The 13,762-nt window shown below is 49.4% G+C and carries 15 protein-coding genes and 2 tRNA genes; 9 read left to right on the top strand and 8 right to left on the bottom strand.

Annotation, left to right across the window (positions count from 1 at the left end; all coding sequences use genetic code 11):
- Positions 1-97: 97 nt before the first annotated feature.
- Positions 98-886, top strand: a complete 789-nt coding sequence (gene phoH, locus NMC31_RS03100) for a phosphate starvation-inducible protein PhoH (protein ID WP_253896927.1) — start codon at positions 98-100, stop codon at positions 884-886.
- A 69-nt stretch (positions 887-955) separates the two neighbouring features.
- Here phoH and NMC31_RS03105 read toward each other — a convergent pair whose 3' ends face one another.
- The 3 genes from NMC31_RS03105 to NMC31_RS03115 all read right to left on the bottom strand — a co-directional run bounded on the left by NMC31_RS03105 (position 956) and on the right by NMC31_RS03115 (position 3,291).
- Entirely contained in the window at positions 956-1,615 is a 660-nt protein-coding gene (locus NMC31_RS03105) for a hypothetical protein (RefSeq protein ID WP_253896928.1), read from the bottom strand.
- A gap of 556 nt (positions 1,616-2,171) precedes the next feature.
- A tRNA-Ser gene (locus NMC31_RS03110) sits at positions 2,172-2,259 on the bottom strand.
- Between the two features lie 171 nt (positions 2,260-2,430).
- A complete protein-coding gene (locus NMC31_RS03115; protein WP_253896929.1) occupies positions 2,431-3,291 on the bottom strand; it encodes a pirin family protein in 861 nt (286 codons plus the stop codon).
- Between the two features lie 114 nt (positions 3,292-3,405).
- On the opposite strand from NMC31_RS03115, the gene NMC31_RS03120 reads away from it, so the two are divergent.
- Entirely contained in the window at positions 3,406-4,308 is a 903-nt protein-coding gene (locus NMC31_RS03120; RefSeq protein ID WP_253896930.1) for a LysR family transcriptional regulator, read from the top strand.
- A 261-nt stretch (positions 4,309-4,569) separates the two neighbouring features.
- Here the strand turns inward: NMC31_RS03120 and NMC31_RS03125 are convergent.
- A tRNA-Ser gene (locus NMC31_RS03125) sits at positions 4,570-4,657 on the bottom strand.
- A gap of 267 nt (positions 4,658-4,924) precedes the next feature.
- On the opposite strand from NMC31_RS03125, the gene ghrA reads away from it, so the two are divergent.
- From ghrA to NMC31_RS03145, 4 genes are all read left to right on the top strand, one after another.
- Entirely contained in the window at positions 4,925-5,863 is a 939-nt protein-coding gene (gene ghrA / locus NMC31_RS03130) for a glyoxylate/hydroxypyruvate reductase GhrA (protein ID WP_149465117.1), read from the top strand.
- A gap of 93 nt (positions 5,864-5,956) precedes the next feature.
- Complete coding sequence (locus tag NMC31_RS03135; protein ID WP_188016912.1) at positions 5,957-6,694, top strand: phosphatase; 738 nt, start codon at positions 5,957-5,959, stop codon at positions 6,692-6,694.
- Between the two features lie 20 nt (positions 6,695-6,714).
- On the top strand, positions 6,715-7,269 hold the full coding sequence (locus NMC31_RS03140; protein ID WP_253896931.1) for a TorD/DmsD family molecular chaperone: 555 nt from the start codon (positions 6,715-6,717) through the stop codon (positions 7,267-7,269).
- 96 nt (positions 7,270-7,365) lie between these two features.
- Positions 7,366-7,848 (top strand): DUF1097 domain-containing protein, encoded by a 483-nt coding sequence (locus tag NMC31_RS03145; RefSeq protein WP_149465120.1) that lies wholly within the window; start codon positions 7,366-7,368, stop codon positions 7,846-7,848.
- A gap of 44 nt (positions 7,849-7,892) precedes the next feature.
- Here the strand turns inward: NMC31_RS03145 and NMC31_RS03150 are convergent, their stop codons facing one another.
- Positions 7,893-8,297 carry a curli assembly protein CsgF gene (locus NMC31_RS03150; RefSeq protein ID WP_253896932.1) on the bottom strand — a complete coding sequence of 135 codons (405 nt, stop codon included), beginning with the start codon at positions 8,295-8,297 and terminating at the stop codon, positions 7,893-7,895.
- Between the two features lie 381 nt (positions 8,298-8,678).
- Here NMC31_RS03150 and NMC31_RS03155 point away from each other — a divergent pair, with 381 nt between their 5' ends.
- Positions 8,679-9,176 (top strand): hypothetical protein, encoded by a 498-nt coding sequence (locus tag NMC31_RS03155; RefSeq protein ID WP_253896933.1) that lies wholly within the window; start codon positions 8,679-8,681, stop codon positions 9,174-9,176.
- A gap of 41 nt (positions 9,177-9,217) precedes the next feature.
- Complete coding sequence (locus tag NMC31_RS03160) at positions 9,218-10,483, top strand: hypothetical protein (RefSeq protein WP_253896934.1); 1,266 nt, start codon at positions 9,218-9,220, stop codon at positions 10,481-10,483.
- A gap of 105 nt (positions 10,484-10,588) precedes the next feature.
- Here NMC31_RS03160 and NMC31_RS03165 read toward each other — a convergent pair whose 3' ends face one another.
- From NMC31_RS03165 to csgD, 3 genes are all read right to left on the bottom strand, one after another.
- Positions 10,589-11,551 (bottom strand): CsgG/HfaB family protein, encoded by a 963-nt coding sequence (locus tag NMC31_RS03165; protein ID WP_253896935.1) that lies wholly within the window; start codon positions 11,549-11,551, stop codon positions 10,589-10,591.
- 164 nt (positions 11,552-11,715) lie between these two features.
- Entirely contained in the window at positions 11,716-12,099 is a 384-nt protein-coding gene (locus NMC31_RS03170) for a CsgE family curli-type amyloid fiber assembly protein (protein ID WP_253896936.1), read from the bottom strand.
- Between the two features lie 2 nt (positions 12,100-12,101).
- Positions 12,102-12,752 carry a biofilm master transcriptional regulator CsgD gene (gene csgD / locus NMC31_RS03175; protein WP_015964902.1) on the bottom strand — a complete coding sequence of 217 codons (651 nt, stop codon included), beginning with the start codon at positions 12,750-12,752 and terminating at the stop codon, positions 12,102-12,104.
- Between the two features lie 513 nt (positions 12,753-13,265).
- Here csgD and csgC point away from each other — a divergent pair.
- Positions 13,266-13,598 (top strand): curli assembly chaperone CsgC, encoded by a 333-nt coding sequence (gene csgC / locus NMC31_RS03180; RefSeq protein WP_253896937.1) that lies wholly within the window; start codon positions 13,266-13,268, stop codon positions 13,596-13,598.
- Positions 13,599-13,762 lie beyond the last annotated feature (164 nt).

The raw sequence follows: 13,762 nt of genomic DNA on the forward strand, positions 1-13,762 counted from the left end.
CAATGGCTTACAAGGAAGCCAAACCTCAGACGTTCGTGCGCATAATCGTGCTGCCAACGGCACGTGTGATGTAAACCTACAACTCAAGGTGCTATCCATGGGAAGACAAAAAGCAGTGACTAAAGCTCGTCGTGAAGCAAAACGTGTGCTGAGACGGGATTCACGCAGCCATAAACAGCGTGAAGAAGAATCGGTCACCTCGCTTGTGCAGATGAGTGGCGTGGAATCTATCGGCATGGCGCGGGACAGCCGCGATAATTCGCCGATTAAGGCCCGCAATGACGCTCAGGCGCATTATTTGAATGCGATTGAAAGCAAACAGCTGATCTTCGCCACCGGCGAAGCAGGCTGCGGGAAAACCTGGATAAGTGCGGCAAAAGCGGCTGAAGCTCTGATTCATAAGGATGTGGAGAGGATAATCGTTACCCGTCCGGTGTTGCAGGCCGATGAAGACCTCGGCTTCTTGCCTGGCGATATCTCTGAGAAGTTCGCGCCTTACTTCCGGCCCGTTTATGACGTGCTGGTGAGACGGTTAGGAGCGTCCTTTATGCAGTACTGCCTGCGCCCGGAAATCGGCAAGGTGGAAATCGCGCCGTTCGCCTATATGCGCGGACGTACATTTGAAAATGCGGTGGTCATTCTCGACGAGGCCCAGAACGTCACCGCTGCGCAAATGAAGATGTTTTTGACGCGCCTCGGAGAAAACGTGACGGTTATCGTCAACGGCGATATCACCCAATGTGATTTGCCGCGCGGCGTATTATCGGGGTTAAGCGATGCGCTTGAACGTTTTGAGGAAGATGAGATGGTTGGGGTGGTGCGCTTTACCAAAGAGGATTGCGTGCGCTCGGCGCTGTGCCAGCGAACGCTGAAAGCGTACTACTGATGCGGTAAGGTTTGTGGCAAAGCCCGGGTAACCGGGCTTTGGTGTTTATATGAATCTATAATTATGCAACTATAGTGTTGGAACATGTTTACTGTTTTGAGTCATGTTGCTAATAAGCCAGGGTTTTTCGACACCCAGAGCAATACTGGTAATATAGCTATCGATCAAATTTTTAGTTTGTTTGTTAAATTCGTAAAATGCTTGAAGTGGACAGATAATATTTGACTCCATAACTTTAATTACAGTTATATATTCAGGAACGAAGTTTAAATTGCGACCAGTTAACGTCTTGATCAGCACTTTTTTACCAATTACAGGATCTTTTTTATAGAGATTGATACCAATTTCAAGAGTGTCTTCTGCAGGGATGTGAAGAACATACCATTGATATTTATGGTGATCTTCAATCAGTTTGTTGATTAAATTGGTAGGTGAAGAATACTTCATTAACTTAACGACTGATTTAAAATACTTTTCAATCAGGTACAGATTGATAAAACCAAAACAGACAAATGAAACGATGTTAAATGCCATTGCTGCCAGTATTGTAAGTATTAGCCACACGCCTCCAGGAGCAGGGAAGGAGAGAGATAGCAGGTGTCCACATATTATTAAGGAGAAGATAAGTGTCAGACTTTTCCATTTATACTTATCTTTGATAAATGTAATGAAGAAATATAATAAAAATCCACCCCATATAAAATAAAAAAACAATAATGAATTTTCCATATGTATTTACCAAGGTTCCTTTTTGTCCTGGAAGCTTTCGCTGCGAATGAGTTTAAGTTTCATTGGCCGAGAAAGTAAAGGAGGAATTCTTGAATGATTGCGCCAGTTGTCGAACCCCGGTCCGGGCTTCTCACCCCGCCTGGCTGTGCAACAGGCGAAAAAAAAGCCCGTACTTTCGTACGAGCTCTTTCTCGAATATGGCGGTGAGGCGGGGATTGACTCGCTGCGCTCGCCCTGCGGGCAGCCCGTTCCCTGCGTTCACGGTCTGTCCAACTGGCTGCGCCAGTTGTCGAACCCGGTCCGGGCTTCTCACCCCGCCTGGCTGTGCAACAGGCGAAAAAAAAGCCCGTACTTTCGTACGAGCTCTTCTTAAAATATGGCGGTGAGGCGGGGATTGACTCGCTGCGCTCGCCCTTCGGGCAGCCCGTTCACTGCGTTCGCGGTCTGTCCAACTGGCTGCGCCAGTTGTCGAACCCGGTCCGGGCTTCTCACCCCGCCTGGCTGTGCAACAGGCGAAAAAAAAGCCCGTACTTTCGTACGAGCTCTTCTTAAGATATGGCGGTGAGGCGGGGATTCGAACCCCGGATACGTTGCCGTATACACACTTTCCAGGCGTGCTCCTTCAGCCACTCGGACACCTCACCATATTGTTTTGCTGCCGAACTGCTTGGGTGGCAACGGGGCGCTACTATAGGGAGTTGCCCTAAAACGGTCAAGCATAATTTCTTAATTATCTTTCGTTCGGTTAAGCATTGAACATATTCCCCGTCCGGATGCGAACGGGGAGGTAATTAGTGTTGTGAATCGAGCAGTTTTTAGATTTGGCCGAAGCGGCCAGTATTAAAATCGTCAATCGCTTCGGCAATTTGCGCCTTGCTATTCATTACAAATGGCCCGTAACCGACAATCGGTTCGTTTAGGGGTTCACCTGCCAGTAACAGTACGCTGGAATCCGTTTGTGCCTGAAGATGTATCTCTTCACCCTGCTGGTCGAAAACCACTAACTGGCCCTCCAGCGCAGGTTTCTCACCGTTAAGGGTCACTTCGCCTTTTAGCACGACCAGCGCGGTGCTCCAGCCATTGGGCTGCTTAAATTCAACGTCATGCCCGCGTTTTAACTGCATATCCCACACATTCAGCGGCGAGAAGGTGTGCGCCGGGCCGTTTGTGTCCTGATAGCGGCCTGCAATGACGCGCAGAGAGCCACTACCATCGGGTAATGCGATGTGCGGAATATCCTCTGCGCGGATACTCTGGTAGCCTGGCGGGGTCATCTTGTCTTTTGCCGGCAGGTTGACCCATAGCTGAATCATCTTGAGTTCACCGCCGGTTTGGCTGAAGGCTTGAGAATGAAACTCTTCGTGCAAAATTCCCGCGCCTGCTGTCATCCACTGGACATCTCCTGGGCCAATCACGCCGCCTTTACCCGTTGAATCGCGATGTTCCACTTCGCCATCGTACACCAGCGTGACGGTTTCAAATCCACGGTGCGGATGTTCACCGACACCGCGCTTCTCGCTTCCCGCCGGAAAAGTGAAAGGCCCGGCATAATCGAGGAGCAGGAAAGGGCTCAACTGCTCACCGTGGCTCTGATACGAAAACAGTGAACGTACCGGGAAGCCATTACCCACCCAATGTGGGGCGGGGGCGGTATACACGCCTGTAATCTTTTTCATCGTAATCTCCTGCATTTCTGTTTCTGATGTTATTAAGCTTACTTTTGGCGTTAATATCCCGGTATAGGGCAAAATAGCGCTACACTGTTCTGAAAATAGAACGGTGAGGTAGATATGCAGGATCTCAATGATTTCGCATGGTTTGTGCAGGTGGTGGATCACGGAGGATTTGCTGCAGCCGGGCGGGCGCTCGATCAGCCGAAGTCGAAACTGAGTCGGCGTATTGCGCAACTTGAGGCGCGGCTTGGGGTGAGGTTAATCCATCGCACCACCCGGCATTTTACGGTGACAGACGTTGGGCAGACGTTCTATCAGCACTGCAAAGCCATGCTGGTAGAGGCGGAGGCAGCACAGGACGCGGTGGCGACGTTACAATCAGAACCGCGCGGTACGGTGAGGATCGTATGCCCTGTCACATTACTGCATGTGCACGTTGGTCCGATGCTGGCGCGATTTATGGTGCGTTATCCGGGCGTGAATGTGCAGCTCGAGGCGACCAACAGACGTGTGGATGTGGTGGCGGAAGGGGTAGATGTCGCGATACGCGTGCGTCCTCGGCCCTTTGAAGATAGCGATCTGGTGATGCGCGTGCTGGCGGATCGTGGCCATCGGCTGGTCGCGAGTCCCGAGCTGGTTGCGCGTATGGGTAAGCCGTTGGCGCCCGCTACGTTGAGCGGTTGGCCTGGTTTAAGCCCTGGCGCGGGTAAACAGCATCGCTGGGAATTGAGTGGACCAGATGGCGCGCGTGCTGAAGTCTGGTTTACGCCGCGCATGGTAACAAGCGACATGCTGGCACTGCGTGAAGTTGCGATAGCGGGTGTAGGCATTGTGCAATTACCTCTGCTGATGGTGAGAGATCAGTTGGCGTCAGGGGCGCTTGTATCAGTACTTGATGAGTGGCAACCGCGTCGCGAGGTGATCCATGCGGTGTTTGCATCCAGGCGTGGATTACTGCCTTCGGTGAGAGCATTGGTCGATTATCTGGCTGAGGAGTACCAGAAGATGGAGGAGGAATAAAAGGGGAGGGACCCGCTGCACTGCGGGCTGTGCAACATGCAAAAAAAAGCCCGTACTTTCGTACGAGCTCTTCTTAGAATATGGCGGTGAGGCGGGGATTGACTCGCTGCGCTCGCCCTTCGGGCAGTCCGTTCACTGCGTTCGCGGTCTGTCCAACTGGGTGCGCCAGTTGTCGAACCCCGGTCCGGGCTTCTCATCCCGCCTGGCTGTGCAGCATGCAAAAAAAAAGCCCGTACTTTCGTACGAGCTCTTCTTAGAATATGGCGGTGAGGCGGGGATTCGAACCCCGGATACGTTGCCGTATACACACTTTCCAGGCGTGCTCCTTCAGCCACTCGGACACCTCACCATATTGTTTGTTCCGTTGCTGCTGGAACGGGCGCTAATTTAGGGAAATCCGCTGCTTGCGTCAATAAACTTTTTTAAAAAAAGGTTCGTTTAGACAAACTTCAAGCAACTTGCTTTTAAATCAGTCATAAATCGCCTTTTTTGCCACCACAATGCTTTTTACGGGAGTGATAAGATAATTTTGCTATGCTGAGGATCCGCTAAAAAAATCAATCAATACCGCGCCGAAGAGATAAAAATACGATGGCGCTTTATGTCAGGAGTAGTTATGGAGATCATCTTTTACCATCCGACCTTTGATACCCCGTACTGGATTGCCCAACTGAGCAAGCAACTGCCGGGCGCGAACGTTCGCGAGTGGAAAAAGGGCGACAATCAACATGCCGACTATGCGCTGGTCTGGCATCCACCGGTAGAAATGTTGCAGGGCCGCGATTTAAAAGCCGTGTTTGCGCTGGGGGCGGGCGTCGATTCCATTCTCAGTAAGTTAAAAGCGAACCCGGAAATGTTGCCGGAGTCGATTCCGCTGTTTCGCCTCGAAGACACCGGTATGGGCCTACAAATGCAGGAATATGCCGTAAGTCAGGTGCTGCACTGGTTCCGCCGCTTTGATGATTATCAGGCGCAGCAGCAGAAATCGGAGTGGCAGCCTCTGGCCGACTATCATCGCGAAGATTTCACTATCGGCATTATGGGCGCTGGTGTGTTGGGCGGTAAAGTGGCTGAAAGCCTGCTGGCGTGGGGCTTCCCGGTACGTTGCTGGAGCCGTAGCCGTAAAACGTTACCCGGTGTGCAAAGTTTTGCCGGAACTGAAGAACTGGGCGATTTCCTGCGTGAAACGCGTGTTTTAATCAACTTGTTGCCGAATACGGCGGAAACTGTTGGGATTATTAATCTTAATCTGCTGAATCAGTTGCAGGATAACAGCTATCTGCTGAATCTGGCGCGCGGCGTGCACGTTGTGGAAGAGGAACTGTTACAGGCGCTCAATAACAATAAACTGAAGGGCGCGATGCTCGACGTCTTCAGTCGTGAACCGCTACCGCAGGAAAGCCCGTTGTGGCAGCATCCGCGCGTGGTGATGACCCCGCACATCGCCGCGGTCACCCGTCCACAGGAAGCCATTGCGTATATCGCCCGAACAATTACCGGGTTGGAGCGCGGCGACCACGTGAGTGGCCAGGTTGACCGCCAGCGCGGTTATTAATCGCCTTCACAAACCCGGCTTCTGCCGGGTTTTCGCTAATAAAAGGCCAGATTTCCTGCTATTCTTGGCGCTAAGACGTTAGAGGAGAATGTGATGTATCCCGTTGACCTGCATATGCACACTGTTGCCAGTACGCATGCTTATAGCACGCTGCATGACTATATTGCCGAAGCGAAACGTAAAGGCATCAAACTCTTTGCTATTACCGATCATGGCCCGGATATGGCCGACGCACCGCACGCCTGGCACTTTATTAATATGCGTATCTGGCCGCGTATCGTTGATGGCGTGGGGATCCTGCGCGGTATCGAAGCGAACATCAAAAATACCCAGGGTGAAATCGACTGTACCGGGCCCATGCTGACCTCGCTAGATTTCATTATTGCAGGCTTCCACGAGCCGGTTTTCCCGCCGCAAGATAAAGCCACGCACACGCAAGCGATGATTGCCACGATGGCCAGCGGTAACGTGCATATGATTAGCCATCCGGGGAACCCGAAATTCCCGGTTGATATCCAGGCCGTGGCCGAGGCAGCTGCCAAATATCAGGTGGCGCTGGAGATCAATAACTCATCTTTCCTGACTTCGCGCGTGGGCAGCGAAGATAATTGCACAGCCATAGCAGCGGCGGTTCGCGATGCCGGAGGCTGGCTGGCGTTGGGCTCGGATTCCCACACGGCGTTCACGCTGGGCGAATTTACGGAGTGTCGGAAGATCCTTGATGCCGTCAATTTCCCGGAAGATCGTATTCTGAATGTTACCCCACGCCGTTTCCTGAATTTCCTGGAGTCACGCGGCAAAGCTCCGGTTCCTGAATTTGCCGAATTTTAATGAATGAGATGGATTAATTAATGAACGAGTTTTCAATTCTCTGCCGGGCGCTGGGCTCACTGTACTATCGTCAGCCGCAGGACCCGCTGCTGGTGCCGCTGTTCACCCTGATCCGCGAAGGGAAGCTGGCGGCGAACTGGCCGCTGGAGCAGGATGAACTGCTGACCCGTCTGCAAAAGAGCTGTGATATTCAGCAAATTGCCGCAGATTATAATGCCTTGTTTGTGGGCGAAGAGTGCCGGGTTTCCCCATACCGTAGCGCATGGGTTGACGGTGCGACAGAAACCGACGTGCGCGCGTTTCTGACTTCGCGCGGCATGCCGCTGGGAGAAAATCCAGCCGACCATATTGGGACGTTACTGCTGGCGGCTTCGTGGCTGGAAGATAATGCGGCAGAGGATGAAAACGAGGCACTCGAGACGCTGTTCGAAACATATCTTCTTCCCTGGGTCGGCACTTTCCTTGGCAAAGTGGAAGCCCATGCAGCAACCACCTTCTGGCGTACCCTGGCGCTCCTGACCCGCGAAGCGATTAGCGCGATGTGGGATGAGCTGCAGGAAGAGGAAGAAGAGTGATATAAATCACGTTTGTGATGCAATCGATGTAATTGTATTGTGTAAAACGTGTTCACGATCTCACTAACTCGGCGGGCATCTGCTAAAATGCCCGCCATGAACATACTTCTCTCTATTGCAATCACCACAGGCATTCTCTCCGGCGTTTGGGGCTGGGTAGCGGTGTCGTTGGGATTATTAAGCTGGGCCGGCTTCCTTGGCTGTACCGCTTATTTTGCCTGCCCACAAGGTGGGCTGAAGGGCCTGCTGATTTCCGCATGCACCACGATGAGCGGCGTGCTGTGGGCGCAGGTGATCATTTACGGCAGCGCAATGGCGCCGCACATGGAAATCGTCGGCTACCTGATGACGGGCGTGGTGGCGTTTCTGATGTGTATTCAGGCGAAACAGCTGTTGCTGTCGTTCGTTCCCGGTACGTTTATCGGGGCCTGCGCAACGTTTGCCGGGCAGGGCGATTGGCGTCTGGTGGTGCCTTCACTGGCCGTTGGGTTAGTTTTCGGTTTCGCAATGAAAAACAGTGGGCTATGGCTGGCAAAGCGACGAACTTCCGCCTCAACGCAACATGCAGTTGAAGAATAAAAATCGGCGGCCTTGTGGTCGCCGATTTTTTTCCCAGAGGCGATTCAGTTGCTCATGCCGCTAATTTCAATTTGCGAGGTTTGATTGGTTTTTCTGTCGGTAATATTCATCACCAGCTGACCATCTGTATTGGTCACATTAACGATAAAATCTTCCGTCACCAGCTTGCCGGGTTTCCCCTGGCTGACATTACCCATCAGGCTCCCCAGTAGCTGAGACTGGATTGATGACGTAAAGGCGCTGAGTGCAGAAGTTTGATCAAACGAATCATCGGAGTTCGGCGCAGAGTAGCCGTTTTGCGCCTGTGCTTCGGAAAGTAGAGTGGAGCCATTTAATGGGTTACCACCAAAATTTGGGTTTATCGGGGTGTAGACAAGCTGCCCCGCGATACAGACGTTCGCCAGCATAATGCCTGCCAGACCCAACAGCACTTTATGACGTTTTAACATGGTGTGCCCTCAATCAAATACTGCGATATTGTTTTTTGAGAACGCGTGGTATCACGACGCTTTTATCATAGTTTCCTGTACAAAGATTTCCACGGTATTTAATGTAAACGCTCTGAATAACTACAGTACAAAATAATATAGTGAGAAAAATCAATCTGATTCTTTATTTGCGGCATAATACCTTGTCGGAAAAATAGCACTTTTTTCTGACTATAACGGACAAATCCTGTTTTTGTATGAGTACGAAATAACCTCAGGGGAATAATATTATTACCATATGTGAAATTTTGTATATGCCTGGCAATGTGCCGGGATGCAGTAACACATTCATTTCTTAAAAGGGGTATTCAATAGTTTCATTACATCGACTGGAGGTATTCTATGAGAGGCTATGTCCTCGCAGCACTACTGACTTTTACTCCTATGGGTGTTCATGCACATTCTAATTCAAATGAACATCCTGATTTGTCCTCCCCGTCTGCTGAAGATTACGCGTTACCCGATAAATTGAACTTACCTCGCAATGCGACCAACGCATGGATCAAACAGAATGGTGATGGGCTCCGGGCTGATATTAATCAATATCATACAGGTAGAAATACCAACGCAATTATTCAACAACAAGGTGGAGGGCATACGGCTGATATTACACAACTTTATGGCAATAATGATCTAGCTATTATTAGTCAGGCGGGTTGGGGTAATGATGCTGAGATAATACAAAAAGGTTCTGGGAATGCAGCGGCTATTTCCCAGGACGGTTATTCGAACTATGCGAAAATTGTTCAGGTTGGAAATAACCTGGCAGGTATTAAGGTAAGTCAAACTGGAGTAGGTAAAACTATCACCGTAAAAGTCACCCATGGCTATACGAGGTAGCTCATTTAACCCGTTACGTTAACGACATAATAGGTACTACTATGAATCTCTGGAAATTGACAGCAATCGCATCATTAGTTATTTCTGGAAGTGCCTTCGCGCAATATACCGGACCTGCGGTAACCGACGGTGGTAATTCCGAACTCACCACAACTGCTGGGCTTGCTAACGACGCGGTTGCCGCACACAGCAGCGAATTACCCGGCTTCGGGCCGAATGCGGGTAACAACAGTGAACACGTCGCCATCTACCAGGGGGGCTCAAGCGGCAGTGGTCATGGTGGCCACGGCGGACATGGCGGTTGGGATGATAAAGGCGGCTCGGGTTATGGCAGCGGCAATAATCTGGCTAACGTCGAGCAGGATGGAGCAAAAGGCTCCTCAACGCTGATTTATCAGGAAGGGGGAAATAACTCCCTGAGCACCCTGCAAACCGCCAAAAACAGCCTGCTGTATATCCGCCAAAGTGGGGGTAAAAACAACACCATTGGTACTGGTCTACTCGATTCGAAAGGTGGCTCTTCCGGTAATACCTTCACCCAAAGTGGTTCCGATAACCAAATGGTGATTAACCAGTATCAGAGTGATAACCACATTTACAGTCCTGGTCAATCGGGTACGCATAACAAGGCGGTAATTTACCAGAAAGGTAAAAATGACCTGACGGCAAACCTTTCCGGTAACTTTAACGAAGCCTATATTAGCCAGAATGGGCAAGGCAACGGCGCAACCGTGAATCAGTCTGGTAGCTTCAACGACCTGACACTGAAACAGAAAGGCAACTACAACACCGCAGACCTGACGCAAACCGGCGGCGGCTTCTACGACGGTAAAAACGATCGTAAAGGCGGCAGCGGTCACAGCAGCGGGGGTAATGTGCTGGATGTGACTCAGCTTGGTTTCAAAAACGAGGCTACGGTTAACCAGAATGGTAGCAGCAACACCATTACGCTTGAACAGAACAGCAGTAATGGTATCGCGACTATCGATCAAAGCGGCGGGACCAGTCGTAACACTGTTACCGCGACCACCAACGTCAATAATGGTCTGGTGGATGTCGATCAGACCAGCGGCACCAAAGACAGCGATGTTGTTATTAATCAAAGTGGCGGCAGCAACTGGGATAAATCGTTCGATGATGATAAACACGGTGGCGGCTACGGCACCCTGGTGGCAGCCGCTAAAGTGCTACAAACCAGCGCCAATGGCAGCAGTGTGAACATCAATCAAACCGTCGCAGGCATTTCAACCACGGCATATGTGAAACAGACTGGGTCTGGCAACACAGCAATTGTGAATCAACACTAAGTGATGTTTTGCCCGATGAGCCGCCACGATTGTGGCGGCTTTTCTATGCGCAGAATAGAGGAACAAATCCGGCTGCGCAGAGCAGACAGCCGGCAAGGAACGCTATCAGGAGCTGCTTTCGCTCGCGGCTTTTGGTAACGGTGAGTGCGGTGGGGCGAGACTTTGTTGCGGTGCCTGTGCTGACACGTTCGGGCGAACCGTTTGTGGCGGCGGCGATTGCGTGAGTTCATCGGGCATCAGCAAACCTTCTACGGCCTCTTTGCGATAGCGCGTCAGGACTTCGGAGTTGATGTCCGCGGCATTACTCAACGCCCACAGCTTCTTGTTGATACCATCGTTAATCAGGTGAATGACGCCTTCTTCAATGGCCGACATCAGGCAGGTCATCACCGGTTCGTTGGTGGTAAAGCCCGCTTCGCCTTCTAACAGACGCTGATAATCAATAAAGCGGAAGACGCCCGCCTGAATTTCATAAGAGAGAATCGTTTTGCTGGTATTCACTGAAGAGAGCACTTCGCCAGTATGGACATTCACGATACGTAAGTTAACGGCCACCTGATCTAATTGATACTGAGTGCTGCCGCCAATACCAAAATAGCGCGCGCCGAAGCCACCGGTTTTCACGTTGCTGGCATAGCCAATAATCGACCCTTCAACAATCACGTTAGCTGAATAGAGCGAAGGAAGGGGGCTGGCGTTATTATCGCCGACGGTACCATTTTGCTGAGCGGCACGAATAATTTTTCGTTCATTAAGCAGGTTATTCAATCCCTGACGCTCCAGAGGAACAAACCAGCGAGAGTCTTTCAGAGAGGAAACCAACATTGCCGTGGCGCTTTGTGGTACCGATGTTGAAAAGTTACTGGCTGGATAAGGCTGGAACTGGCCCGTCTCATCCTGAATATTATAGACAGCAACATATATTTTCCCGCGTGGCTGAGGGAGCGAAACCAGATCTTTATAGGTCGCATCACGCGGAAGTAATGTAGGTTTGGCGGCTTCTTGTGGCGGTGTTGTAATGCACCCAGACAAGAGTCCAGCTACAACTGCCAGAGTAACAATACGCATTTTGTTCTTGCCTCTCTGAATGGTGACATTTAAATACCCCTCTGTGAAATATTTACGCAAGAAGTCGTGAGCACAATTAATAATAATTAATTGCGCTACGACTATTTTCCGGATTGTAAATTACAACAGCACAAAAGGACTATTTCTGTATAATATATTTCAAATTAGTATTCGTCGGAGGAAAGGTCTCCAGTTTGCAATAACGTTTGATTTATAATCCTTTTTTGTATTTCTTCCTGAACTGATGCGACGGCATGTGTAATCACCGCATCATAATTTCGCATGACAGGCGAAACTATTGTCTGGAAGACAATATCTTGATTATAGCGAATGGTCATAATACTGCCCCAGCGTGCGCTGGGGCGTTCAACAATAATCAGGTTAATTTTATTATCTGTCCAGTGCTCACTAAAATCTCGGCAGAACTTTTGTCCCACCGAGGTCACAGCGCGAGTGATAATCAACCCAGGAACTTCAAGTTCTGCCGCCGGCGCCGGCGTAAATTGTAAAAGCAGAATTGTTGCCACCACAGGAACGGTTTTCATCATAGTCACCGTAGGTATTTGTTGGCCCAAAACACGGCCTGAGTTCGGTTCTTTACTGAGAGCTTTTTAAAGAGGTTGTAGATATGCGTTTTGACCGTGTTCTCACTGATGAAAAGTAGATGAGCAATCTCGATGTTAGAGGCGCCTTGTCGAAGTTTACTCAGGATCTGTTTCTCGCGATGTGTCAGGTCAACGGTTTCATTCCACTGCGGGTGCGACAAATTTAGCTGCTGTGTAAGATAGTCATTAATCGACTTCGGAAAGAATTTTTCACCCCGGCATACGGTTCTGATACCTTCGATTAAATTTTCTTCGCCGGTTTCTGTATGGAATATACCGCTAATCATCGGCCATTCGACAATGTCGCGATGATGATAATGTGGCGGAATATTAAAAAGCAGTGTTTTAAACTTTTTCTGACAGTGTTGCAGGTCCTGGCACCACTGTCGTGAAGTCTGTTCTTCAAGAGACATCATATCGAATAAAAGCAGGTCACCATCTTCAATTGTTGAACTGTCGATGACATCACAATGTTTAAGTGTCACTTCATTATAGAACCGCTTCTTAAGTGCCTGTAACAAAAGCGTTGATTGCAATGACGGCTTGGTTATCAGAAACAAAAATCGGGGCTCAGACGGATTCTTATTCGTTCTCATGGTTCGCTCCAGAGAGATATATGCCATTTTTATATAGTTGAAATATAGGGTTAAACAGCAACAACACGCACGCTCAGGCGACCGCAGGAATCGCGGCAATGCCAATGGACTACGAAATATGAATTAATCTAAAATTTAGGTAGGCAGAAATAATTAAACAAGTTTATATAATGTAACAAAATGTAAATTTGGGTTATGTTTATTTTTTGATTTTTGTTTCGTATGATGAATGTCAAACATTAAAAACGGCACTAATACATATCATGTTGATATTGAAGTCTTTTAAAAAAATAATAAAAAAGCATTAGTTACACGACATGCGCACATAAGATAGATTTCAATTTAATTCTGTTAACGTTTTTCATTGTATTATAAATAATATTTCAAGCAGATTTAACGAGCGGTAATAATAACTTAGGATAATTCTTATTGAGAGAATTGAGATGGATGCTTAAAGGCGTATTTCGTTGACTCGGCCCTGTTTCTGACACTCTCAGAGAGGTAAATTACACGATGACCGCTCTCATTCTTGCTGCAATGGTTATTGGAACGCTGAGCTTTGAGTCAAAAAGAGAGGGCGATCAGGTCACGGTGATCCCGATGGTGACGCTACCCGTAGAGTGCCAGTGTGAAGTCAGTATGGATACCGAACGGCAGGGCGCATCGGGATCAAGCCGAAGTCGACAAAAAAGTGTGCTGGTAATACAGGCGCGCAGACCCCAGGCGCTGGCAACGCTAATTTTGACACCTTCACCGGGTGACAATGTGGTGGTGACTGTTCATGTGTCTGATGGCCGCAATATCGATCTCACGCAAACCTGGACCCTTGACCCGCCACAAATCTGAATGCCTCTCTGTCTAAAGTATCTTCCCCCACTGCCGATAGCTTCTCTGTTGGTAATCGCTGTCTGAATTGCTAATAGCGAGTCATTTAACTCTCTGAAAATAAATGACGTATTGATCAACACAACATTTAATTTCATTCGCTGATTGCTGATGCCCCCAAAACT

This window comes from Pseudocitrobacter vendiensis, from assembly GCF_943590815.1.
In the GTDB taxonomy this organism is placed as follows: Bacteria; Pseudomonadota; Gammaproteobacteria; order Enterobacterales; family Enterobacteriaceae; genus Pseudocitrobacter; species Pseudocitrobacter vendiensis.